Origin of the sequence: Micrococcus sp. ACRRV, from assembly GCF_022346985.1 — a bacterium.
GTDB lineage: Bacteria > Actinomycetota > Actinomycetes > Actinomycetales > Micrococcaceae > Micrococcus > Micrococcus porci.
In genome coordinates this window covers 1-23,228 of sequence record NZ_JAKRNH010000028.1, presented here as the reverse complement: position 1 = coordinate 23,228, position 23,228 = coordinate 1, and the positions used below count along the sequence as shown (strand labels likewise).

Genomic DNA, 23,228 nt, shown 5'->3' with positions numbered 1-23,228 from the left:
GGGCGCGACGCCACCCCCCCCCGGCCGGGGGTGATCGGGCTCACGTTCGACCCGGTAGGCTCCGGCCCATGCTCCATCTGCTGCCCCGCACCGCCCTCGTCGTCGCCCGTGCCCGCCGCCGCCCCCGCCTGGGGATCTGGGAGGCCTCCACCCTGCCGCTGCGCGCCCTGCCCACGGACGTGGACTTCGCGGGGCACATCAACAACGGCCAGTACTTCGGGCTGTTCGACCTCGGCCGGTTCGACCTCATGGTCCGCACCGGCGTCTGGGACGGCGCCAAGCGGCGCGGCTGGCTGCCCGTGGTGCAGGCGGAGCAGATCGCGTTCCGCCGTTCCGTGACCCTGGGCACCCGCTTCACCGTGGAGTCCCGGATCATCGGCCTGGATGAGCGGGCCGTCTGGTTCGAGCAGCGTGCGGTGGTGGACGGGGACGTGGCCGTGCGCGCGTTCATCTGCACCCGCTTGCGCTCGAAGGACGGCACGCCCGTCTCCAACGAGGACGTCCGCGACCTGGCCCGCGAGCTCGGCCACGACCTCGCCGCCGAGCCCCTGCTGCCGGAGTGGCTGCACGGCTGGCGCTCCGACATCGCCCTGCCCTCCGCCCGCACGCCGCTGCCGCACGCCTGGGGGACGCCGGCGCCGGCCGACGTCTGACCGGGCCCTCCGGCGGTCCCGCCGCCCCCGGCGGGCCTACCCTGGGAGCCGTGACCGCCTCCACGCCCTCCCGCCCGGCCGACCGCGCCCCCGGCACCCTCCTGCTCTGGACGCTGCTGGCCGCCATGGGCGCGGGGCCGGTGTTCAACTACGCCGTCTCCACGTCCTCCACCGTGATCATCGATCGGCTCGGGGTGACCTCCGGCCAGCTCGGCACCGTGATGACGGTGGTGTTCGCGGCGGCCGCGGTGACCTCCGTGGGACTGGGCCGCGCCGCGGACCGGCTCTCCAGCCGCACTCAGATGGCGATCATCTTCTTCGGCTCCGCCCTCGCCCTCGCGGTCGGCGGGTTCGCCGGCTCCCTCTGGGCGCTCTACGGCGCGGCCGTGCTGGCCGGCGTCACCCAGACCATCTCCAACCCCACCACCAACCGCATCATCCGCACCTCGGTGCCCGCGGAGCGGCGCATCGGGTGGATCGGCGTGAAGCAGTCCGGCGTGCAGGCCTCCCAGCTGTTCGCCGGGCTGTTCTTCCCGGTGGCCGCGCTCGGCCTGGGCTGGACGGGGGCCTCCCTCGTGGCCGCCGCGCTCGTGGGGCTGCTGGGCGTCGTCGCGCTCCGGGCCGGGCGGGCGCGGACCCCGCTGCCGGCCACCGTGTGATTCTTCGCGGGCATCGCGTTCCTCACCGGCTTCGGCATGCAGGCCACCAACATGTACCTGCCGCTGTTCGCCGTGGAATCCCTGGACCAGACCCTCGTGATCGGCGGCGCGGCCGCGGCCACCTCGGGCGTGATCGGCGTGTTCTCCCGGATCTGGTGGTCTCGGCGGATGGCGGCCGGCCACCGCCCGACCACCCTGCTGGCCGGGATCGCGCTGGGGGCCGTGGTCGGCGTCGTCGTGTTCCTGGGGGCGGACCTGCTCCACGCCCCGGCGCTGCTGTGGGTGGGCGCGGCCGTGCACGGGCTGACCGTGCTGGGCACCAACGTGGTCACCAACGCCGGCCTCATGGACGCGGTGCCCGCCCACCACCTCGGCGGCGCCTCCGGGGTGAACGCCATGGGCATGTACGCCGGCTTCGCGTGCGGCCCGCTGGTGATGGGCCTGCTGCGCGACCTCACCGGGGACTTCCGCGTCGGCTTCCTGGCCGTGGGCGTGTTCTACCTGCTGGCCCTGGCCGTGGTCGGGCTGCTGCGCCGCCACACGGACCGGCAGGGCGCGCCCCGGGCGGCATGACGGAGAGCCGCACGGGCGCGGCCGCGGGGGAGCGGACGACCGCGGGGCCGGGCGCCGGGTGGCTGTGGGCGCTGATCGGGGCCGCGGTGCTCACCCAGGCCGCCACGAACCTCGCCCGCCCCGTGACCAGCTACCACCTGCTGGCCCTCGGCGCCCCGGACGCCGCCGTCGGCCTGGCGACCGCCGCCTATGCCCTGCTGCCCCTGGTGGGCGCCCTGTGGCTGGGCCGGGTGACGGACCGGCTGTCCTCGGCCGCGCCGCTCGTGGTGGCCGGGGCCGCCGTGCTCGCCGCCGGTGCGGCGGGCCTGGCCCTCGCGACGGACGTGGCCGCCGTGCTGGCCGCCTCCGCTGTCCTCGGCGTGGGGCACCTGGCGTTCACGATCGCGGGGCAGGCGGCCATCGCGCGCCGGGCGCCCGCGCACCTGCTCGACGGCGCGTTCGGCTGGTTTACCGCCGCGTTCTCCCTGGGGCAGATGCTCGGCCCGCTGCTCTCCGGAGGGATCCTCACCGCCGTCGGCGGCACCCCGCGCGACGCCACGACGCTGGCCCTGTGGGTCTCCGCCGGGCTCGCGCTCGCCGGCGCGCTGCCCGTGCTCCTCGCTCCCGGTGCGCCGCCCGGGACGCGGGACCCCGCCGCGCGTGAGGCGTCTGCCGAGTCCGGTGCCGCCCCGGGTGACGACGCCGGCCGCCCCACCGTCCGGGCGATCCTGGCCCGGCCCGGTGTCGGCTCGGCCATGTTGGCGTCCCTGGCGTTGCTGGCCGTGCTGGACATCCTCACCGCGTTCCTGCCCGTGGTGGGGGAGCGGCACGGCGTGAGCGCCGCGTGGGTGGGGGCGCTGCTGGCGCTGCGCGGGGCCGGCTCGCTCGTCTCCCGCGTGTTCCTGCCGCGGCTGCGCCGCCGGTTCTCACGCGAGCTGCTGCTGGCGGTGGCGCTGTGGGCGTCCGCGGCGACGATCGCGACGGTGCCCGTGGGGATGACCTCCGGGCTGCTCTGGCTGGCAGCCGCGGCCGCGGTGGCGGGCGGGCTCACCCTGGGCGTCGGGCAGCCGCTGACGATGTCCGTGATCAGTGAGGCCGTGCCGCACGCCTGGCGCTCCACCGCCCTGGCGGTGCGGCTGATGGGCAACCGGCTGGGCCAGGTGGTGCTGCCCGCGGCGGCGGGACTGGCGGCGGCGCCCCTGGGCCCGTCCGCCGCGGTGTGGACGGCGTGTGCCGTGCTCGCGGTCTCGGGCGTGGAGCGGGCGGCGCGCTCGCGACGACGACGGCCCCCGCGCTCCGTGCGGAGTGGCGGGGGCCGTGGTGGATCGGCGTCAGCCGATCAGTGAACCGGTGTGGTTCAGAGCTTGGTGACGTCGGCGGCCTGCAGGCCCTTGGGACCCTGCTGGGTCTCGAACTCGACGCGGTCGTTCTCCTGCAGCTCCTTGAAGCCGTTGCCCTGGATGGCGGAGAAGTGCACGAAGACGTCGGCGGAGCCGTCCTCGGGGGCGATGAAGCCGTAGCCCTTCTCGGAGTTGAACCACTTGACGGTGCCAACAGCCATGTTGGTGTCCTTTCGATGTGCCCGCGGTGATGCGGGCGGTTGGGCCGGGTGCGGAGTCGCACACGGGTGAAGCGGTAGAACTGAACCGCCTGCCCAACGCTCATCCGGATCCGGCGGACCGGCCCGACAAGCAGTGAATTGCGAGATACAGCTGAATCAACTTCAGGCTCCATCATTGCACGGATCTCGCCGACCGGGGACCAGGGGCTGAAATGTTCACCTGGAGTTCTCTCAGAGCGCGCGCAGGCCGTGGAAGAGATTGCGGTGCAGGGCGGCCGGGGGAGCGTCGTCCGTGTGATCCGCGAAGGCCGTCACCTCCAGCAGCACCACCGTGTGGTCGCCCGCCGGGACCTCGGCGTGCACCCGCGTCTCGAGCCAGAGCGAGGAGCCCCCGATCAGCAGGGCGTCGTGCGGGCTGCGGTGCACGTCGAGACCGGCGAAGCGGTCGCCCTCGCGGGCGGCCAGCTGACGGCACAGTGGCGTCTGGTCCGCCGCGAGCAGGGAGACGCCGATCGCCCCGGCCCGGCGCAGGCGCGGCCAGGTGCGGGAGCTGTTCTGCGCGGAGAAGGACACGAGGGCCGGCTCCCAGGAGATGCCCACGCCGAAGGAGGAGGACACCATCACCTCGGGGACGTCGTCGGCGAGGCCCGCCAGCGCGACGACCCCGGTGGGGAAGGCCGAGAGGCCGGAGCGGAGGTTGCCGAGGGACAGGTCGGTGTCCCACGCGGCGGTGTGGGGTGCGTGGATCAGGGTCATGGCGCGCGTCCTCTTCCGACGACTGACGCGGCTCCGCAGACAGCGGGAACGCGGATCGCCCGGATCCGCGGAGACGCGGTACTTGCCCGCCGGGGTGTCCGAGGGGCCGAATCATCACCTGGAGCACCCCACTACTGCGTGAGAGGGTTGCCGTCCCGCCGGCCAGGGCCGTGAATGACGGGAACTCGTGATTCTGGGGACCAGCCTACGGAGGGGTCCGTGGGGCGGTCAAAAGCGGTCCGGAGCGTGGGCGACGCGCGGGGTCGCAGTCGGATGCACCGATCGGGTGGGAGGACGACCCCTCCAGCATCTTCGACGGCGAGGGGGATCACATGAAAATGTGATGCTTGACACATGGCACGGCGGGCCATCACGATTCACTTACTCGAGAGGGGGGGGAGCTCGAGACCGCAGCCCACGGCCCCCGCATACGGTTCTCTGAAAGGGATCGAATCATGCGGATGAATATCAAGAAGAAGCTGGCGGCCCTGGCGTCCGGCACCGTGGTCGCCGCCTCACTGATGGTGGCTCCGGCAGCGGGGGCGGCAACGACTCCCGGGGATGGAGAGGCCGTCTCGCCGGACGCGTACTGCGCCGAGGAGTATTGGACGAACACCTCAGTGACGTCGAACACCTTCAAGCAGTCCTACTCATCTTATTCTTCGGTGTCCGGGGCGCCTGGTGTGACGCTCACCATCGCCACCGGGCGGACGTTCGGTGTCAGCGGCGACATCACGGGCGAGGTGTCCGGAGATGTCAGTGCCATCCTCGCGGGGGTCTCCGCGAAGGTCGGCACCCGAGTGGGAGTGAGCTACTCCTCCACCAACACTGTGAGCGGGACATGGAAGGTGCCCAGCACCTACACGAACGGAGGCAAGCTTGCCATTGGTGCCAAGCGTGCGCAGGGGACGTGGAACCGTCAGATGCTGAACAGGGCCTGCAATGTGGTCACCCTGCGCAGTGGGTCGTTCTACACCCCGTGGCAGCAGTTCTACTTCCAGCACTACAAGCTCTGATGCGGCGCGTGGTCCGGCGTCGGGCGCAGGGCGCCCGACGCCGGACGCCGGACCATCGACTTCTCTTCCCTCGACGAACAGGCCTCCCATGTTTCCGCTCTTCCCACTTTCTCCTTCACGTCGTCTAGCCGCCCTCGCCGCCGCTGTTCTCGTCGGCGCGACGATCTCCGGGTGCTCCACCTCTCAGGCTGAAAACCCGACCCCCTCGAGCGCGTCCGCAGCTTCTGCAAGTGCGAGCCCTTCGGCGTCGGCCGCCACGGGCAGCTCCTCCGACGTCGACACTCAGGCCTCGCGTGACGGGGAAGCGTTGCCGGCGGCTCTCTTCCAGGAGGATGGGATGACGCTGGAGGAGTACACGCGTCAGAATCCGGACTCTGACTACCTCCATCCGGAGACGGAGTCCGTTCTACAAGAAAAGGTCGGGACGGGCACGCAGCAGATCACCGTGGACGCTCAGGAGGGCGCAGTCCTGCGCGTCATCCTGCTATGCCCTTCGGATGCGACGGGCAAGACGGACATCCACACCTCGCGGGGCGCTGAGGGGGAGAAGACCTGGATGGCGGGGTCGGAGGCACTCTGTGGTGGGTGGTCTGCGGCGACCCCTCCCGTGGAGAAGGCCGGACCCATGACCTTCAGCGCCACCGTGGACAATGACAAGCCCTTCCGCATGGTGCTGACGGCACCCGCGGCGTGAGGCCGTCGTCCGGAACGGCCGGGTCGCAACACCCGGTCGCCAGGGCAGTGCGCAGTCGGCCCTCCCCATCGTGGCCGGCACCGCCGGCCGTGCGGATGCTGAGACTGGTGGCGGGCGCACTCGCGCTGGCAGTGGTCCTGGGCCTCTTCGTCGAGGCCCAGGCCGCGCGGCGGCTCCGCGACCTGGTTGACTCCTCGTGGCGCGGCTCCTACGACCTGGTGGTCTCCGTGCCGGGGGCGGCCTCGAGCCCTGCCTCCCTCGGGGCCCCGCTGGACACGGCCGCGTGGACGAGCGCGGCGGAGCGCCTCAGCCCGGCCGACCTCGGCCGCATCCGGGCGGTGCCCGGTGTCGAGGTGGCCGCCCCGCTCGGGGATTTCGGCGTGCGCAGCGTGGCCAACCAGGACGCCGTCATGATCGGCTACCCGGCGGACGGCAGCGTCCAGGGTCCCCGTGCATTTGACGTGGACGCGCGCGTCCGCACCGACGACGGGCTCGGACCCCGCCCCGTGCTCGGCATGGACGCCACGCTCATCGGCTCCTTCTCCGACGGCCCGATCCTGGACGCGCGTCCCTTGCTGGACGACCCGGTCGTCTGCACCCCAGCTCCGCCCGAGCCCGGTCCCTGCACGGACGTCGAGCTCCCCACCGTCGCCATCGGGCCCCGTGGCCAGACGCCGCCCCCCGCACAGCGCGAGATCCCGGCCGGCACGTATTGGGCCGCCCCGTGGGCGGACCCCGACCCGCAGGGGAACCGGATGGTGGTCGTGGACGCGGCCGCTGAGGCTCAGCTCCTGTCCCTCGGCGGGCACCCCGCCGCGGCCGATGCGTTCCGCGTGCTCGCGCAGTCCTCGCCCGCCGGCTCCCTTCCCGCTGTGGTCGACCGGCTCTCCGGTGCTACAACCGAGGAGGCGGAGGCGCTCCTCGAGGCCAAGGACCGGCTCCCGGCCTACCTCCAGAACCTTGCAGATGCGGCCGGACGCCCGGTGGAGTCCCTGACCGCCGTCCCGCTGCTCGCCACGAACGTCGGGTCTGCCCCTCTGTCCCTCGAGGTGCGTGCGACGCCCTACCGCGAGCCGGTCACGCGACTCGACATCCAACAGGGACCGGTGGACCCCCGTGACCCGACCGCACCCCGCGGCATCGTGGGGATGCCGGCGTGGGCGCTGCCCGCCGGCGGGACCACGGGGCAGGACGAGGTGTCCACCTCGGACATCTCGGGCCGTTTCGGCGGCCTCGGGCTCGGGGTCACGGTGGTTCCCCTGCCGGGCCTGGCCACGGGGCAGGACCCGGTCCTGAGCTATGACTCGCCCCGTCTGTCCCTGGTCGAGGAGACGCGGACCCTGACCCGGCCGTCATCCGCGGACGGGACCCTGACGGAGGCGGCCTCCGTGGAGACCGCCTCCGGTACGATCCCCGGCCGGCCCGACGTCGCGGTCTCCCGGGCACTGCCGGCGTCCACGTCCCGGGAGTCCGCGTACTATACGGCCACCGACGACGGGCGCCGCTTCGGCACCGGCGACGCGCCCCTGCTGGTCAGCGTGGGCACCCTGACCCCGGAGCCGGACACCGCCCTGGCGGGGATCGCCCCGCTGCTCACGGACGTCGAGCTGCCCACGACCCTCGTCGCGGACCCCCGCGGCACCCCGCAGGACGTGCGGCTGCGCCCCGCCTCCACCGGCTTCGGCCTCGCCAACCAGATGCCCGCCGCCTACGTGGACGCCGCATCGGCGGAGGCCCTCGGACTGGCGCGGCCCTTCAGCACCGTGCGCGTCCGGGTGGCCGGCGTGGGGGAGGAGCTCACGCCGGAGAACCTCGCGACCATCGACGCCGTGGCCCAGCGCCTGGAGGAGGCCGGCTTCGCCGCGACCACGGTGGCCGCCTCCAGCCTGGCGCCGCGCGAGATGCAGGTGGTGTCCTACCGGTTCGACTCCACGGACGGCGAGCCCCGGACGGGTCCGCTCGGCACCGTGCGCCAGCTCGGACCGGAGCTCGCCGCGTCTCAGCGGGTCTCCGCGGCCGTCGGGACCGCCGGGACCTCCCAGGCGGTGACGGTGGTGGTCCTGCTGACCGTCCTGGCGGGCCTGTGCGTCGCTGCGGCCTTGCGGCCCCGCCGCCGTCGAGCTGGGGTACTCGCCGTCCAGGGGTGGACACGCGATGCCACGGTGGCCCGCCACCTCCGGGAGGACGCCCCCACGCTGCTCGTGCTCGCCGTGGCCGCGCTCGCCGTCATCGGCATGATGTCCGGGCGCCTTGGCGTGGCCGTGCCGCTGGTGGCCGTGGGCCTCGGGACGACGGCGGGGCTCGCCGCAGCCGTGGTGCTTGCGGCGGTGCTCGCGGCCCGTCCCGCCGCGTCCGCGGTCCGGGAGGGCGGGGACCGGGCGGCCCGACCGGCCCGCACCCCCGCTGCGCTGCTGACCCGATGGACCGCGCGCACCTGGCCACGGCTGCTCACCGGTGCCGCGTACCGGGCGGCCGTGGCGGTGGGGTCGGGACTGCTCGTGGCCGTCGTCCTGCAGGCCCGCCGGGAGGCCGGAGCCTCCCTGTTGGCCGGCGAAGCCGTGGCTCAGGACCTGCCGTTCCGCCTGGCCCTCGGGGCGCTGTCCGCCGTCGTGGGGACCGTCCTGCTCGTACAGCTGCACCGGGTGGAGGGCCAGGCCGTCCGGGCTGAGGCCACCGTGCTCCTGCTCGCCGGCTGGACCCGCGCCCGGCTGCTGGGGCGGCACGTGCCCGCCCTGGCGGTGGAGGCGATCACGGCGGCGGTGGTGGCCGGCGTCGTGCCGGCGCTGCTCACCCCGGACCCGGACCTGCCCCTCGTGGCGGGAGCAGCCGGCTTCGCCCTGCTCCTCACGCTCCTCATCACCCTGCTCACCCGGCGAGCCCAGCTCGCCCGCGCCTGGAAGGGGCAGCCCGCATGACCGCGTCCGCGCCCGTGCTCACCCTCGACCGCGTGCAGGTCGGCTACCGCCATCCCGACGGCGGCACCCGCGTGCTCATCGAGTCGCTGGACCTGACCCTCGCGCCCGGAGAGGTCGTGGGGCTCTGGGGCCGCTCCGGCACCGGGAAGTCCTCCCTGATCCGCCACCTCGCCGGGCTGTCGCGTCCGCTGGCCGGGCGGATCGCCTACCGCAGCCCCGACGGATCGCTGAACGGGGAGGTCGCGGACCTCTCGGCCGGGGACCTCGCCCGGTACCGGCGTGAGCACCTGGGCTACGTGGACCAGTCCTGCGAGCTCATCGGCGAGCTGTCCGCTCTCGACAATGCCGCGGTATGGATCCATGGTGGGCGCATCGCCGGGTCTGCCTGCGACGCCCAGGAGACGGTGCAGGGCCTGCTCGAGCGACTCGGACTGGGACACCGGCTCGGCGCTCCCGCCTCCCGGCTGTCCGGAGGCGAGGCCCAGCGGGTGGCCCTCGTCCGGGCTCTGTCGAAGCGGCCGCACCTGATCGTGGCCGACGAGCCCACCGGCCACCTCGACGGGGTGACGGCTCGCGAGGCCATCGCGCTGCTGCGCGAGCACGCCGAGGCCGGGGCCGCCGTGCTCGTGGCCAGCCACGACCCCCTCGTCCATGCGGCCGTCGACCGGGCTGTCCGAGTCGGGGAGGACTGACCCTCGGCCTTGCCAGCAGAGGAGCGACTCATGCACCGCACCACCATCACGGCACCGACATCGAGCCGACGCCACCGCTCGGCCGGGGTCGCAGTCGGGCTCGCCGTCGTCGGGCTGGTGATGACGGCGTGCTCCGCCGGCAAGGCGCAGGAGCCGAGGCCGACGACCTCCGCCCACGTCCAGGCCCAGGGCGAGGGGGCGTCACGCCGCTCTCGGAAGTGGAGGGAACCGGGCCGCTGGTCCACGACCTGACGGTCGCGTGAGTGACGGCTGAGCCGGCGGCCGTCCTGTCCTGCTCACCCCGCCGCCTGGCTTTCCGACGTCCTGCGACATCTCCTACGCGGACCGGGGCGGAGAAGTCCCAGGACGTCGGAGATCCGGAAAGGGAGGGCGGGTCAGCCCCGGCCGGTCGAGGCCCGGCCCCGCAGCGCGTCCAGCTGCCGGCGGTCCCGCTTGGTGGGCCGGCCCGCGCCGCGCTCGCGGTAGGGCACCGCGAGCAGCTCACGCGGCACGGGCGGCGGGGAGTGGTCCACGTACTGCTGTCGGGCCACGGGGGCGCCCACCCGCTTGGCGATCAGCCCGGTGACCTCGAGGATCCGCTCGCGTCCGTCCTGGCGCACGCGCACCCGGTTCCCGACGACGACGGGCGTCGCCGCCTTCACGGGCTCACCGTCGATGCGCACGTGGCCCGCGCGCACGGCCGCCGTCGCGGCGGACCGGGTCTTGTACAGCCGCACGGCCCACAGCCACGCGTCGATGCGGACGGCGCCCATCAGCGAGCCCCGCTCACGCGAACCGCGCCCGGACCGCCACGCCGTGGGCGGGCAGGCGCTCGTCCTCGGCGAGGGCGGAGATGCCGTCCGCGAGCGCCTTCAGCCCGGCCTCGCCGTAGCGGATCAGCTGCTGGGAGCGCAGGAACGTCACGGTGTTGAGGCCGGAGGAGAAGCGGGCGGTGCCGGAGGTCGGCAGCACGTGGTTGGACCCGGCGGAGTAGTCGCCCAGCGGCACCGGGGAATATGGGCCCACGAACACGGCGCCGGCGTTGCGCACGCGGGCGGCCAGGGCGTCGGCGTCGCGGGTGTGGATCTCCAGGTGCTCGGTGGCGTAGAGGTCGGAGACCTCGAGGGCCTGCTCCATGTCCCGGACCAGCAGCACGCCGGACTGGGGGCCCGTGAGGGCCACGCGGATCTGCTCCTCGTGGAAGGAGCCCGGCACCTGCGCCTCGACGGAGGCCAGCACGTCGCGCAGGAGGTCCGCGGAGTCGGTGATGAGCACGGACGCGGCCAGCGGGTCGTGCTCGGACTGGCTGATGAGGTCCGCGGCCACCCAGTCGGCGCGGGCGGTGCCGTCCGCGATCACCGCGATCTCCGAGGGGCCGGCCTCGGCGTCGGTCCCGATCACGCCCTGCAGGGCGCGCTTGGCCGCGGCGACGTATACGTTGCCCGGCCCCGTGACCATCCGCACGGGCGCGCAGAGCCAGCCGTCGCCGTCGTCCGCGCGGACGCCCAGGGCGAGCATGGCCACGGCCTGGGCGCCGCCGGCCGCGTAGACCTCGTCCACGCCCAGCAGGGCGCACGCCGCCAGCACCGTGGGGTGGGGCAGGCCGCCGTGGTCCCTCTGCGGCGGGGACGTCACCACCAGGGACTCGACGCCGGCCGCCTGCGCCGGCACCACGTTCATCACCACGGAGGAGGGGTACACCGCGCGCCCGCCCGGCACGTACAGGCCCACGCGCTCCACCGGCACCCAGCGGTTCTCGACGACGGCCCCCTCGCCGAGCTCGACCGTGGAGCCGGACGGCACCTGCGCCGCGTGGACCTTCCGGGCGCGCGCGATCGACTCCTCCAGGGCGGCGCGCACGGCGGGGTCGAGGCCCTCGAGCGCCGCGGTGAGCGCCTCGGCCGGCACGCGCAGGGCCGGCGGGCGGACGCCGTCGAACCGCTCCGCCAGGTCCAGGAGGGTCTGCTCGGAGCCCGTGCGCACCTGCTCGATGATCGGGGCGACCACGGGCACGGTGGAGGCCACGTCCACCTCGGCGCGCGGGACGATCGCGGACAGGTCGGCGGCGGCGGTGTCCAGCTCGCGCAGGTCGGTCACGGAGAGCACGGGTTCCTCCTGGGGGTCGAGGGCGGTGCGGTCAGCCTCCATTGTGCTCCGTCCCCGGCGGCGTCCCGGCTCCGGTGTCAGACTGTGCGCATGCCGGTCCCCGCACTCCTCCCCGTCCTCGCCCAGACCGCCTCCTCGGACGCCGCCCTGTCCGACGCGGTGCTCTCCGCCGCGGACCAGGTGGTCCCCGGCTCCGTGGAGCAGGACGTGCAGCAGGGGGCGTCCGCGGCGTCGGCCGCGCTGGGCGTGGAGTGGGCCACGGTGGCCGCGGTGCTGGGCGCGTTCCTGGCGGGCGGGCTCGTGGTCCTGGGCGTGTTCCTCGTCGCCCGGCTGGCGCTGTTCCGCCGGGACCGGCTCAAGGCGGACGCGGCCCGGCTGACGGCGCCCGTCTCCCTGTTCGCGGGCTTCCTCACGGCCCGGGTGGGCCTGGAGGTCATGGCGCACGGCCAGCCCTGGTTCGAGGCCGCGGCGTTCGTCCTGCTGCTCGCCGTCGCCGCCTCCGCGGCCTGGGCGGCCTGGCGGGTGGTGGACGTCGTCGAGTCGGGGATCCTGGCCCGCTACCACCAGCCAGGCGTGAACGACCGGCGGGAGCGCAAGATCCGCACCCAGACCATGCTGCTGCGCCGCGTGCTCAACGCGGTGATCGTGGTGGTGGCCGTCGCCGTCGTGCTGCTGGCCATCCCGCAGGTGCGCTCCCTCGGTGCCGGCCTCCTGGCGTCCGCGGGCCTGATCTCCGTGATCGCCGGCCTCGCGGTCCAGTCCACGCTGACCAACGTGATCGCCGGCTTCCAGCTGGCGTTCACGGACTCCATCCGGGTCGGCGACGTGGTGGACATGCAGGGCGTGTTCGGCACCGTGGAGGAGATCACCCTCTCCAACGTGGTGGTCAAGCTCTGGGACGGTCGCCGCATGGTCTACCCGTCCAAGCACTTCACCAGCGAGCCCTTCGAGAACTGGACCCGTACGGGGGCGGCGGTGGCCGGCGTCGTGGAGATGGACGTGGACTGGCGCGTGCCCATGGACCCGCTGCGGGCGCGGCTCACCGAGCTGCTCGAGTCCACCGACCTCTGGGACGGCCGGGAGAACGCCATGCAGGTGATCGACGCCGTGGGCGGCATGGTCCGCATCCGCGCCGTGGTCTCCGCCAAGAACTCGGGCGAGCTGTGGGATCTGCGCTGCCTCGTGCGCGAGGACCTCGTGGGCTTCCTGCGGGCCGAGTACCCGGAGGGCATCTACACGCAGCGCCTGGTGGAGCGCCGCCCGTCGGACCCCGCCCCGGAGGCGCACGACGACGCCGCCCCGGACGTGCACGACGACGCCGCCCCCGCCGCGGCGCCGGCCGCGCCGGCCCCGTCCGATCGGGGCTCCTCCGATCGGGGCTCCTCCACCCGGGCCGAGCCGACCCCGCAGACCCGTCCCATGCCCACGGTCACCGGCTCGGTGCCGCTGGCCCGGGCGGGGGAGAACGCCTCCCTCTACACGGGCTCGATCCGCGCCGTGGAGCGGAACCAGGAGATGGACGGCCCCGGCGAGGAGGCCTACGCCGAGCGGCGGGCTCGCGCCGCCGAGCGCGAGGACCGCGCGGCCCGCGACGCCGGCCGCGGCGGGGCGCACGCCGCGCGGAGCTGAGGGCGCCCGCCGTCGTCCTCCGGCCGGCGTCGGGCCGCCCCTCGGTCAGCGGCCGTCGTCGGCGGCGTGCTCGCCCGTGAAGGGGCGCGGGGCGTGCCCCGGCTCGGCGGACGGCATCCCGTGGGTGGCGGGGTCCGTCTCCGCCACGGAGCTCACCGCATCCGGGGTGCGGCCGCGGTACTCCTTCACGGCCAGCACGGGCTGGTCGATCACCTGCAGCAGCTCGTCGGACACCGAGCCCATGACGAACCGCCCGAACCCGCCGCGGCGGCGCAGCCCGACCACCACGATGGACGGGTCCAGCTCGTCCGCCACGGACTTCAGCTCGTCGGCGGTGGAGCGCCCGCGCGCGTACTGGCGGAACTCGGCGGAGACGCCGGAGTCGTCCAGGAGGCGCTGGACCTCCTGCTGCTGCGCCTCCGTCACCAGGGACGGGCTGCGGTGCTCGCCGCCGGGGCCGGCGTTGACCACCACGACGTGCTCGCCGGTCTGACGGGCGACGTCGAGGGCGGTGGACAGGGCGGCCTTGGCGGTCTCGCTGGGCTTGTAGGCCACGAGGATGGTCATGCGGGTTCCTTCCGTTCCCGGGGCGGGGGTGTCCCGCCGCGCTCGCCCGCCACTGTAGACGGGGCCTGCGCGGACCAGGGGGGCGTCAGCCGCGGCGCAGGTAGGCCAGGTGCGCCGCGAGCACCTGCTCGGCCACCCGCGCCACCTGGCCGGTGACCTCGGGGTAGATCACGCCCACGAGCTCGGAGGGGGTGACCATGGCGGCCCGGGCCGGGTCCATGCCGTCCAGGGCGCGGCGGAGCTGGAAGAGGCGGCCCTCACGGTGGTCGATGTAGTCCCGGGCGATCACGTCGAGCGGCGCCGGCACCGGCCCGTGGGCCGGCAGCACCGTGAGCGGCCCGGCCGCCTGCAGCCGCGCCAGGGAGGCCAGGTAGTCCGTGAGGGTGCCGTCCGGGTGGTCCAGCATGGTGGTGCCCGCCCCGAGGATGGTGTCCCCCGTGAGCACGGCGCCGTGCGGTCCGGACTCGGGTACCGCGAAGGAGTACGAGTCCGAGGTGTGCCCGGGGGTGTGCCACGCCAGGATCCGCACGCCGGCGCGGACGATCTCCTCGTCCGGGGTCAGCGGCAGCCCGCCCCCGCGGCAGTGCGACGGGTCCGCCGCGCGCACGGGCGCGCCGGTGCCGGCGTGGAACGCGTCGATCCCGCCGGTGTGGTCCGCGTGCCGGTGGGAGACCAGGACCAGCTCGATCCGCCGCCCCTCCGCCGCCTGCCGCACCCGCTCCAGGTGGCCCTCGGCGTCCTCCGCGGGCCCGGGGTCCAGGACGACGGCGGCGTCGGCGTCGTCGGCGAACAGCACGTACGTGTTGGTGCCCGCCAGGGTCATCGGGGAGGGGTTCTGGGCGGTCACGCAGCGCACCAGCGGGGCGGGCGTGAGGCCGGGCGTGGCGGGGGTCGTCGTCATAGGCTCGAGTGTATGGAGGATCAGCAGACCGGCCAGGCCGCGGACCGCGGCACCATCGACACACGCGAGGGGCTCACGGGCAACTACGTGCAGTCCGGGGCGGAGTTCACGCGGGACACGAACTACATCGCGGACCGGATCGTGGCGGACCCGGAGGCCGTGCGGGCCCTGCCCGTGGCCGAGCCGTCCACGGTCGGCCGCGTGGGCGGCGGGCTCACCGAGGGGGCCGAGGCGTGGCCCGTCGAGGCGGGCCGCTACCGGCTCGTGGCGGCGCGGGCGTGCCCGTGGGCGAACCGGACGATCATCGTGCGGCGCCTGCTCGGTCTGGAGGACGCGATCTCGCTGGGCACCCCGGGGCCGACCCACGACGAGCGCTCCTGGACCTTCGACCTCGATGAGGGCGGGAAGGACCCCGTGCTCGGCACCGAGCGGCTCCAGGAGAACTACTTCACGCGGTTCCCCGATTACCCGCGGGGCATCACGGTGCCGGCGATCGTGGACGTGCCGACGGGCGGCGTCGTCACCAACGACTACCCGCAGATCACCCTCGACCTCTCGACGGAGTGGACCGCGTTCCACCGCGACGGCGCCCCGCAGCTGATCCCCGACGCCGGGCCGGAGCGGGACGAGATGTTCGAGGTGATCGAGCGCGTGTTCACCGAGGTGAACAACGGCGTGTACCGGTGCGGCTTCGCGGGGTCTCAGGAGGCGTACGACGCCGCGTACGAGCGGCTGTGGACCGCGATGGACTGGCTCGAGGAGCGCCTCACGACGCGCCGCTTCCTGATGGGGGAGCGGATCACCGAGGCCGACGTGCGGCTGTTCACCACGCTGGTGCGGTTCGACCCCGTGTACCACGGGCACTTCAAGTGCAACCGGAACAAGCTGACCGAGATGCCGGCGCTGTGGGGCTACACGCGGGACCTGTTCCAGACCCCGGGCTTCGGGGACACGATCGACTTCGCCCAGATCAAGGAGCACTACTACGTGGTGCACGAGGACATCAACCCGACAGGCATCGTGCCCGCGGGCCCGGAGCTGGCGAGCTGGCTGAGCGATCACGGGCGTGAGGCGTTCGGCGGGGACCCGTGGGGCGGCGGCACCGCCCCGGGCCCGGTGCGCGACGACGAGCGGGTCGACCCCGCGCACACGCCGCTGCGGTGAGGTCGCTCGGCCCGGCCCGCAACGCGGGTTGAGTTATCGCGGGTCCTGGGCGGGAACACCCGCGATAACTCAACCCGCGTTGGCGTGCGGACCGGGTGAGCGCCACGAGGGCGCGCCGTGGATTGTTGAACAACCGCCCCTCATGCCTCAAGATTGTGTGACCGGCACCTCAGCCGGGTCCGATCCGAGAGGACTGCACTGTGTCTCACGCGCCGCAGATCGACCTGAACTCCGACGTCGGCGAGTCCTTCGGCTCGTGGATGATGGGGGACGACGCCGCCATCATGCCCTCCGTCTCCTCCGCCAACGTGGCGTGCGGCTTCCACGCGGGCGATCCCTCGGGGATCGCCCAGACCTGCCGTGACGCGGTCGCCGCCGGCGTCACGATCGGCGCGCACGTGGGCTACCGCGACCTCGCCGGCTTCGGCCGCCGCTTCCTGGACTGCTCGCCCACCGAACTCGCCGACGACGTGCTCTACCAGATCGGCGCGCTCGAGGCCCTGGCGGGCGCGGCCGGCGCCACCGTGCGCTATGTGAAGCCGCACGGCGCGCTCTACAACACGATCGTCCACCACGAGGAGCACGCCCAGGCCGTGGTCGACGGCGTCGCCGCCTTCGGCGCGGACCTGCCCCTCCTCCTGCTGCCCGGCTCGGTGGCCCTGGAGAAGGCCGAGAAGGCCGGCCTGCGCGGGGTGGCCGAGGCCTTCGCCGACCGCGGCTACACCCCGCAGGGCACGCTCGTCTCCCGCCGCGAGCCCGGCGCCGTCCTGCACGACGAGGACGAGGTGGCCGCCCGCATGGTGCGCCTGGCCACCGAGGGCGTCATCGAGGCCGTGGACGGCACGGACGTGCGCGTCGAGGCCGAGAGCATCTGCCTGCACGGCGACACGCCCGGTGCCGTGTCCATGGCCGCCGCCGTCCGCCGCGCCCTCGAGGACGCCGGCGTCACGATCGCGTCGTTCGCGTGAGCGGGACGCAGGCGCCCGGGGCCGCGACGCCCCGCCCGATCCGCGCGGTCGGCACGCAGGCCTTCCTCGTGGAGTGCGCGTCCCTGGCCGACGTCATGGCCGTCCACGCCCACCTCGTGGCCCACCCCGAGCGCGGCCAGCGCCAGGTGCTCTCCGCCGCCCGGACCGTGCTGGTGACCTTCACCTCCCAGGCCGCGGCGCAGCACGCCGCGCCGCGCGTGGCCGCCCTGGACCCGGACGCGCAGGACCGCGACGCCGGGCGGACCGTGGAGATCCCCGTGGTGTACGACGGCGAGGACGTCGCCGAGGTCGGCCGCCTCACCGGGCTCTCGCCCGAGGCCGTGGTCCGCGCCCACGTGGAGACGGACTGGTTCGCCGCGTTCGGCGGCTTCGCCCCCGGCTTCCTCTACTGCGCCGCCGAAGCCCCGCCCTTCGACGTGCCTCGCCGGGACTCCCCGCGCACGGCCGTCCCCGCCGGCGCCGTGGCCGTGGCCGGTCAGCTCTCAGCCGTGTACCCGCGCACCTCGCCCGGCGGCTGGCAGCTGCTCGGGCACACCGACGCCGTGATGTGGGACCTGGGCCGCGAGCGCCCCGCCCTCCTCGAGCCCGGCGACCGGGTGCGCTACGTCCCCGTGCGCGCCGAGGCCGTGCGGGGCGCCGCCCCCGCCGCCGAGGCGCCCGCGGAGGACACCCTCGTCGCCGCCCACACCCCTGACGCCGGTGAAGCCTCCGCCCCCGGCCTCACCGTGGCGGACCCGGGCCTGTTCACGCTGCTGCAGGACCTCGGCCGGCCCGGGCTGGGCGACCTCGGCGTGGTGGCCTCCGGCGCCGCCGACCGCGACGCCGCCCGCCAGGCCAACCGCCTGGTCGGCAACGCCTCCGGCGAGGCCGTCCTCGAGACCGTCCTCGGCGGCCTGGCGCTGACCGCCCGCGGGGACCAGGTCCTCGCCCTCGCCGGCGCCGAGGCCACCGGCGTCGTCACCGGGCCCGGGGGCGTCGCCCGTCCGGTCTCGCCGCGCACCCCGTTCCCGCTCCTGGACGGGGAGACCCTCACCGTGCAGGAGCCGACCGCCGGCCTGCGCGTCTACGTGGGCGTGCGCGGCGGCCTCGAGGCCCCGCGCACCCTGGGCAGCCGCGCCACGGACACCCTCTCCGGGCTCGGCCCCGCCCCGCTCACCGCCGGCCAGGCCCTGGCCCGCCGCGCGGACCTCGACGCGCCGCGCGCCGGCGTCGTGCCCGTGGGCGACCCCGAGGCGCCGCTGCGGCCCATGCCCGCACCCGGCGGGACCGCCGTGCTGCGCGTGGTGCCCGGCCCGCGCGACGACTGGTTCGGCCCGGCCGGCCTCGAGCGGCTGACCGCCCAGGAGTGGGCGGTCAGCCAGCAGACCGACCGGATCGGTGTCCGGCTCACGGCCGGTGAGGCCGGTCCGCTCGAGCGCATCCGCACCGGGGAGCTCGCCTCCGAGGGCGCCGTGCGCGGGGCGCTCCAGGTGCCCCCGTCCGGCGAGCCCGTCCTCTTCCTCGCGGACCATCCCGTCACCGGCGGCTACCCGGTGATCGGCGTCGTGGCCCGCGCCGACCTCGGCCTGGCCGCCCAGCTGCCCCCGGGCGCCCGCGTCCGCTTCGTCCTGCATCCCCAGCCCTCCCAGGAGCCCACCGCATGAGCACCCCGTCCACCACAGCCTCCCGCCCCGTCACCCGGGTGCTGATCGCCAACCGCGGGGAGATCGCCGTGCGCGTGGCCCGCGCCTGCCGGGACCACGGGATCGCCTCGATCGCCGTGTACTCGGACCCGGATGCCCAGGCCATGCACGTGGCCGTCGCGGACGAGGCGTACGCGCTGCCGGGCTCCACGTCCGCGGAGACCTACCTGGACATCGCCGCCGTGCTCGACGTGGCCCGCCGCTCCGGCGCGGACGCCGTGCACCCGGGCTACGGGTTCCTCTCCGAGAACGCGGACTTCGCGCAGGCTGTGATCGACGCCGGCCTCACCTGGATCGGCCCGTCCCCGCAGGCCATCCGCGACCTGGGCGACAAGATCACCGCCCGCGCGATCGCCCAGCGCGCCGGCGCCCCGCTGGTGCCCGGCTCGGACGGCCCGGTGCCGGACGCGGCCGCGGCGCGCGCCTTCGCCCAGGAGCACGGCCTGCCGATCGCCATCAAGGCGGCGTTCGGCGGCGGCGGCCGCGGCATCAAGGTGGTCCGCGAGCTCTCCGAGGTCGAGGACGCCTTCGAGTCGGCCGTCCGCGAGGCCGTGGCCGCGTTCGGCCGCGGGGAGTGCTTCGTGGAGCGGTTCCTGGACCGCCCGCGGCATGTGGAGGCGCAGGTGCTCGCCGACGAGCACGGCGCCGTGGCGGTGCTGGGCACCCGTGACTGCTCCCTGCAGCGCCGCAACCAGAAGCTCGTGGAGGAGGCCCCGGCCCCGTTCCTCACGGACGAGCAGCGGCAGCGCATCCACACCTCGGCCCGGGAGATCTGCCGCGCCGCCGGCTACACCGGCGCCGGCACCGTGGAGTACCTCGTGGCCCCGGACGGGCTGATCAGCTTCCTCGAGGTGAACACCCGCCTCCAGGTGGAGCACCCCGTCACGGAGGAGGTGTTCGGGGTGGACCTCGTCCGCGAGCAGTTCCGCATCGCCGCCGGCGAGCCCCTGTCCATCCCGGAGGACCCCGCCCCGCGCGGCCACGCGATCGAGTTCCGCCTCAACGCGGAGGACCCGGCCCACGGCTTCCTGCCGGTGCCCGGGCCCGTCGAGGCGTTCGAGGCGCCCACCGGCCCCGGCGTGCGCATGGACTCCGGCGTCCGCACCGGCTCCGTGGTCCCCGGCGAGTACGACTCGCTGCTGGCCAAGCTGATCGTCGTCGGCGAGGACCGCTCCCAGGCGATCGCCCGCGCCCGCGACGCCCTGGCCGAGCTGCGGATCGAGGGCGTGCCCACGGTGGTGCCCTTCCACCGCGCCGTGCTCGAGCAGGACGCCTTCACCTCGGGGGACCGCCTGGGCGTCTACACCACGTGGATCGAGTCCGAGTTCGCCGCACCGCTGGCGGCCTCCCCGCACCTGGGCGCCTCGGTGCCCGGCGGCGGCCGCACCACGGTCACGGTGGAGGTGGACGGCCGCGCCGTCCGACTCGGCCTGCCCGCGGACCTCCACGCGGCCCTGCTCGGCGGCGGGGGTGCCCGCACCGGGGCCTCCGCCCCGGCGGAGCAGTCCGTGGACGAGGGCGCCGTGACCTCCCCGGTCACCGGCACGCTCGCGTCATGGAAGGTCGAGGACGGCGCACAGGTGGCTGAAGGTGACACCATCGCCGTCGTGGAGGCGATGAAGATGGAGACCCCGGTGCGCGCCCCGCGCGCCGGTCGGGTCGAGCGCGCGGTCGGGGACGCCCCGGCCGCCGTGACGCGCGGTCAGGTGCTCGCCTCCGTGCGCGCATGACCGCGCCCGCCGCGCAGGGTGCGGCGGACGACCTGCGGCGGCGGATCGGCGAGGCGCGTCTGCAGCCCGGCGAGCGACTGGGCGAGGTCGCGCTGGCGGCCGAGCTCGGTGTGAGCCGCAACAGCCTCCGGGAGGCCTTCTCCGAGCTGGCGGTCGAGGGCCTCGTGGTGCGACGGCCCCACCGCGGCGTGTTCGTGGCCGCCCCCGGCGCGGAGGACGTCCGCGGTCTCTACCGCACCCGCCGCGTGATCCAGCTCGGCGCCCTGCGGCACGGCTGGCTCACCCCGGCGGCCGAGGAGCGGATCGGCCGGTCCGCGGAGCTGCTGGGCCGGCCCGAGCCCGCGGTGCGGGAGCTGGGCGACGCGAACCACCTGTTGCACCTGGGGATCGTGGACCTGGCCGCCTCGCCCGACCTCAGCAGGGTGATGTCGTCTGTGCTGGCGCGGGTGCGGCTGTCCTTCCTGCCCCTGGACCTGGAGACGGGCCTGCACCAGGCGTTCGCCGAGCGCAATCGGTGGATCGCCGGGCGCCTCCTGGCGGGGGAGCTGGACGCCGTGCACGCCATGCTGGAGGGCTACCTCGACGAGGCGGAGGCGTTCGTGCTGCGCCACCTCGACGGCGCCGCCCACGGCCTCCGGGGCTGAGCGGACCGCTCAGGGGATCTGGAACGTCCGGTCCGGGATGTCGGTGATGAGCATGTGCCCCGGGGCGTGGCTGATCGCCAGCGGCGGGCGCGATTCCATCACCGCGGCCTGCGGAGTCACCCCGCACGCCCAGAACACCGGCAGGTGCCCCGGGGGCACCTCGACGGCGTCGCCGAAGTCCGGCGCGGAGAGGTCGGCGATGCCCAATGCGGCCGGGTCGCCCACGTGGACCGGGGCACCGTGCACCGACGGGTAGCGGGACGTGATCCGGACCGCGTCGGCCACCCGGTCCGCGGGGATGGGCCGCATGGAGACCACCAGCGGCCCGGAGAGTCGCCCGGCGGGGACGCACCGCCGCGTGGTGCGGTACATGGGCACGTTCACCCCGGCGTCCTGGTGGGCGATGCGGATGCCCTCGGCCACGAGCGCGGACTCGAAGGTGAAGGAGCAGCCGATCAGGAACGTGACCAGGTCGTCTCGCCACACCTCGAGCAGGTCGGTGGGTCGGCCCACCGGCACGCCGTCCTCGTAGACGACGTACTGGGGGACGTCCGTGCGGACGTCCCCGTCGACGGCGGGACCGCGGACCTCGCCGGCCTCGAGGACGCCCAGCAGGGGCAGGGCCTTGGGGTTGTGCTGCGCGAACAGCAGGACGTCCCAGGCGAGGTCCTGCGGGACGACCATCAGATTCGCCTGGGCGAACCCGTCGGCGATCCCGGCCGTGGGACGCACCAGCCCGGCACGGAAGCGCTCGCGCGCCTCGGCCGGGCCGGTGCCGCCGTGGAGGGCGGTCATGCTCACGCCCCGGTGATCATCTGGACCATGGGCAGGAAGCCGCGCACCGCGATGAACACGGACAGGAGCCAGGACAGCGCACCGATCACCAGCAGCCAGGTCGGGTAGCGGTAGCCGCCCAGCAGGTCCCGGCGGCGCCACGCCACCCACAGCAGGGCCGCGAAGCCGATCGGCAGGATCATGCCGTTGAACGCGCCGGCGAACACCAGCAGGGTCTGCGGGGTCTGGCGCAGCGCCAGGTACAGCACGGTGCAGACCACGATGAACGCGACGGTCAGCAGGTTGCGCGTGCGGGTCGTCGTCGTGGACTTCGTCACGAAGCTCACGGAGGTGTAGGACGCGCCGATCACGGAGGTCAGGGCGGCCGCCCAGAGCACGATGCCGAACATGCGCAGGCCGATGTCGCCGGCGGCGGCCTGGAAGGCGGAGGCCGCCAGGTTGTCCTTGGCCAGGGCCACGCCGGAGGCGACGACGCCGAGGATCGCCAGGAACAGCAGGACGCGCATGACGCCGGTCACCAGGATGGACAGCACGGAGCTGCGGGTGATGGCCTCGACGTCGTCCACGCCCTTCACGCCGGAGTCGATCATGCGGTGGGCGCCGGCGTAGGTGATGTAGCCGCCGATGGTGCCGCCCACGAGGGTGACGATCACGAAGAAGTCGACCTTCTCCGGGAACACGGACTGGCGCAGGGCCTCGCCCACGGGCGGGGCGGAGGTGACGGCCACGTAGAGCATGAGCAGGATCATGACGGCGCCGAGGACGACGACGATCCGGTCCAGGGCCACACCGGCGCGCTTGGAGAGGAACACCAGCAGGGCGATCACGGCGGAGACGGCGCCGCCGATCAGCGGGTCCACACCGAGCATGGCGTTGGCGCCGAGGCCCGTGCCGGCGATGTTGCCGATGTTGAAGACGAGGCCGCCGACGAACACGAGGACGGCCAGCACCCAGCCCAGGCCGGGGAGCACGCTGTTGGCCAGCTCCTGCGCGCGCATGCCGGAGACGCCGATCACGCGCCACACGTTCATCTGCACGGCGATGTCGATCAGGATCGAGACGAGGATCGCGAAGGCGAAGGCGGCGCCGAGCTGGACCGTGAAGGTCGCCGTCTGGGTGATGAAGCCGGGGCCGATCGCCGAGGTGGCCATGAGGAACATGGCCCCGAGGAGGGCGGTGCGCCGGCTGGACGAGGAGGCCTGGACGGCCTCGCCCGCCGCGGCGTCCCCGCGCGCGTGCGCGGTGGGATCTGCGTGGGACACGGTGGTCTCCTGTTCCTGGGGCGCCGGACGTGGTGACGGTCATCACATGACGCTGCGGGAAGCCTACCGGTTGTTCAACAACAGCGGCAACATCGTTCAACGATGCGTCCCGGGTGGGCCGGGCGTCCCGGGCGTCCCGGGCGACCCGGGCGAGGTTGGGCTGTCCTTGGTGGCGGGGGTCCGGGGGCCCGGCCAGGATGGTGGCCATGTCGCACAGCACCGCCCCGGCCGCCCGGAGATCGAGGAGCTCGCCCCCGGTGT

The 23,228-nt window shown here is 74.4% G+C and carries 24 protein-coding genes and 1 riboswitch; of the genes, 16 read left to right on the top strand and 8 right to left on the bottom strand.

Annotated features, from left to right (window positions below; translation table 11 throughout):
• Window positions 1-68: 68 nt before the first annotated feature.
• Genes MHY29_RS04830 through MHY29_RS04815 form a run of 4 tightly spaced genes read left to right on the top strand, consistent with a single transcriptional unit; the run spans window position 69 to window position 3,210 of the window.
• Window positions 69-653, top strand: a complete 585-nt coding sequence (locus tag MHY29_RS04830) for an acyl-CoA thioesterase (protein ID WP_239238459.1) — start codon at window positions 69-71, stop codon at window positions 651-653.
• Between the two features lie 50 nt (window positions 654-703).
• Entirely contained in the window at window positions 704-1,312 is a 609-nt protein-coding gene (locus MHY29_RS04825) for an MFS transporter (protein ID WP_239238456.1), read from the top strand.
• Between the two features lie 12 nt (window positions 1,313-1,324).
• Window positions 1,325-1,885 (top strand): MFS transporter, encoded by a 561-nt coding sequence (locus MHY29_RS04820; RefSeq protein ID WP_370643452.1) that lies wholly within the window; start codon window positions 1,325-1,327, stop codon window positions 1,883-1,885.
• Window positions 1,882-3,210, top strand: a complete 1,329-nt coding sequence (locus MHY29_RS04815; protein WP_239238451.1) for an MFS transporter — start codon at window positions 1,882-1,884, stop codon at window positions 3,208-3,210. Before MHY29_RS04820 ends, MHY29_RS04815 begins: the two co-directional genes overlap by 4 nt.
• Before the next feature lie 11 nt (window positions 3,211-3,221).
• Here the strand turns inward: MHY29_RS04815 and MHY29_RS04810 are convergent, their stop codons facing one another.
• Together MHY29_RS04810 and MHY29_RS04805 are read right to left on the bottom strand one after the other, a co-directional pair.
• Window positions 3,222-3,425 (bottom strand): cold-shock protein, encoded by a 204-nt coding sequence (locus MHY29_RS04810; protein WP_224356384.1) that lies wholly within the window; start codon window positions 3,423-3,425, stop codon window positions 3,222-3,224.
• Between the two features lie 231 nt (window positions 3,426-3,656).
• Window positions 3,657-4,181 (bottom strand): flavin reductase family protein, encoded by a 525-nt coding sequence (locus MHY29_RS04805; RefSeq protein WP_224356385.1) that lies wholly within the window; start codon window positions 4,179-4,181, stop codon window positions 3,657-3,659.
• Window positions 4,182-4,254: 73 nt separating this feature from the next.
• A riboswitch (SAM riboswitch) is annotated at window positions 4,255-4,374 on the bottom strand.
• A 268-nt stretch (window positions 4,375-4,642) separates the two neighbouring features.
• On the opposite strand from MHY29_RS04805, the gene MHY29_RS04800 reads away from it, so the two are divergent.
• The 5 genes from MHY29_RS04800 (at window position 4,643) to MHY29_RS04780 (ending at window position 9,750) form a co-directional block, all read left to right on the top strand.
• Window positions 4,643-5,197: a hypothetical protein gene (locus MHY29_RS04800; protein ID WP_224356386.1), complete on the top strand. Its 555-nt coding sequence runs from the start codon at window positions 4,643-4,645 to the stop codon at window positions 5,195-5,197.
• Window positions 5,198-5,534: 337 nt separating this feature from the next.
• On the top strand, window positions 5,535-5,891 hold the full coding sequence (locus MHY29_RS04795) for a hypothetical protein (RefSeq protein WP_224356387.1): 357 nt from the start codon (window positions 5,535-5,537) through the stop codon (window positions 5,889-5,891).
• A 107-nt stretch (window positions 5,892-5,998) separates the two neighbouring features.
• Window positions 5,999-8,806 (top strand): hypothetical protein, encoded by a 2,808-nt coding sequence (locus MHY29_RS04790; protein ID WP_286670233.1) that lies wholly within the window; start codon window positions 5,999-6,001, stop codon window positions 8,804-8,806.
• On the top strand, window positions 8,803-9,498 hold the full coding sequence (locus MHY29_RS04785; RefSeq protein WP_224356388.1) for an ABC transporter ATP-binding protein: 696 nt from the start codon (window positions 8,803-8,805) through the stop codon (window positions 9,496-9,498). Before MHY29_RS04790 ends, MHY29_RS04785 begins: the two co-directional genes overlap by 4 nt.
• Window positions 9,499-9,528: 30 nt before the next feature.
• On the top strand, window positions 9,529-9,750 hold the full coding sequence (locus tag MHY29_RS04780) for a hypothetical protein (protein WP_224356389.1): 222 nt from the start codon (window positions 9,529-9,531) through the stop codon (window positions 9,748-9,750).
• Window positions 9,751-9,893: 143 nt separating this feature from the next.
• On the opposite strand, the gene MHY29_RS04775 is transcribed toward MHY29_RS04780, so the two are convergent.
• Window positions 9,894-10,271 (bottom strand): RNA-binding S4 domain-containing protein, encoded by a 378-nt coding sequence (locus MHY29_RS04775; RefSeq protein WP_224356390.1) that lies wholly within the window; start codon window positions 10,269-10,271, stop codon window positions 9,894-9,896.
• A 13-nt stretch (window positions 10,272-10,284) separates the two neighbouring features.
• The gene (gene hisD, locus MHY29_RS04770) at window positions 10,285-11,604 is read right to left on the bottom strand and encodes a histidinol dehydrogenase (protein WP_239238450.1); all 1,320 of its coding nucleotides are present in this window, start codon (window positions 11,602-11,604) and stop codon (window positions 10,285-10,287) included.
• 90 nt (window positions 11,605-11,694) lie between these two features.
• Here hisD and MHY29_RS12380 point away from each other — a divergent pair, with 90 nt between their 5' ends.
• The gene (locus MHY29_RS12380; RefSeq protein ID WP_305080744.1) at window positions 11,695-13,233 is read left to right on the top strand and encodes a mechanosensitive ion channel family protein; all 1,539 of its coding nucleotides are present in this window, start codon (window positions 11,695-11,697) and stop codon (window positions 13,231-13,233) included.
• A 45-nt stretch (window positions 13,234-13,278) separates the two neighbouring features.
• On the opposite strand, the gene MHY29_RS04760 is transcribed toward MHY29_RS12380, so the two are convergent.
• Window positions 13,279-13,800 carry a universal stress protein gene (locus MHY29_RS04760; protein WP_224356393.1) on the bottom strand — a complete coding sequence of 174 codons (522 nt, stop codon included), beginning with the start codon at window positions 13,798-13,800 and terminating at the stop codon, window positions 13,279-13,281.
• 85 nt (window positions 13,801-13,885) lie between these two features.
• Entirely contained in the window at window positions 13,886-14,701 is an 816-nt protein-coding gene (locus tag MHY29_RS04755) for an MBL fold metallo-hydrolase (protein ID WP_224356394.1), read from the bottom strand.
• A gap of 12 nt (window positions 14,702-14,713) precedes the next feature.
• Here MHY29_RS04755 and MHY29_RS04750 point away from each other — a divergent pair, with 12 nt between their 5' ends.
• The 5 genes from MHY29_RS04750 to MHY29_RS04730 all read left to right on the top strand — a co-directional run bounded on the left by MHY29_RS04750 (window position 14,714) and on the right by MHY29_RS04730 (window position 20,910).
• Window positions 14,714-15,865 carry a glutathione S-transferase family protein gene (locus tag MHY29_RS04750; protein ID WP_239238449.1) on the top strand — a complete coding sequence of 384 codons (1,152 nt, stop codon included), beginning with the start codon at window positions 14,714-14,716 and terminating at the stop codon, window positions 15,863-15,865.
• 200 nt (window positions 15,866-16,065) lie between these two features.
• The gene (locus MHY29_RS04745) at window positions 16,066-16,833 is read left to right on the top strand and encodes a LamB/YcsF family protein (RefSeq protein WP_370643451.1); all 768 of its coding nucleotides are present in this window, start codon (window positions 16,066-16,068) and stop codon (window positions 16,831-16,833) included.
• Window positions 16,830-18,497: a carboxyltransferase domain-containing protein gene (locus MHY29_RS04740; protein WP_370643450.1), complete on the top strand. Its 1,668-nt coding sequence runs from the start codon at window positions 16,830-16,832 to the stop codon at window positions 18,495-18,497. The genes MHY29_RS04745 and MHY29_RS04740 overlap by 4 nt, the downstream gene beginning before the upstream one ends.
• Window positions 18,494-20,266 carry a biotin carboxylase N-terminal domain-containing protein gene (locus MHY29_RS04735; RefSeq protein WP_239238448.1) on the top strand — a complete coding sequence of 591 codons (1,773 nt, stop codon included), beginning with the start codon at window positions 18,494-18,496 and terminating at the stop codon, window positions 20,264-20,266. The genes MHY29_RS04740 and MHY29_RS04735 overlap by 4 nt, the downstream gene beginning before the upstream one ends.
• Window positions 20,263-20,910: a GntR family transcriptional regulator gene (locus tag MHY29_RS04730; protein ID WP_239238447.1), complete on the top strand. Its 648-nt coding sequence runs from the start codon at window positions 20,263-20,265 to the stop codon at window positions 20,908-20,910. The genes MHY29_RS04735 and MHY29_RS04730 overlap by 4 nt, the downstream gene beginning before the upstream one ends.
• Window positions 20,911-20,919: 9 nt before the next feature.
• Here the strand turns inward: MHY29_RS04730 and MHY29_RS04725 are convergent, their stop codons facing one another.
• Entirely contained in the window at window positions 20,920-21,705 is a 786-nt protein-coding gene (locus MHY29_RS04725; protein ID WP_239238462.1) for a putative hydro-lyase, read from the bottom strand.
• A 2-nt stretch (window positions 21,706-21,707) separates the two neighbouring features.
• Window positions 21,708-22,967 (bottom strand): NRAMP family divalent metal transporter, encoded by a 1,260-nt coding sequence (locus tag MHY29_RS04720; protein WP_239238446.1) that lies wholly within the window; start codon window positions 22,965-22,967, stop codon window positions 21,708-21,710.
• A gap of 46 nt (window positions 22,968-23,013) precedes the next feature.
• On the opposite strand from MHY29_RS04720, the gene MHY29_RS04715 reads away from it, so the two are divergent.
• Window positions 23,014-23,228, top strand: a 215-nt coding sequence (locus MHY29_RS04715; protein ID WP_239238445.1) for a hypothetical protein, incomplete at its 3' end; no start/stop codon positions are given.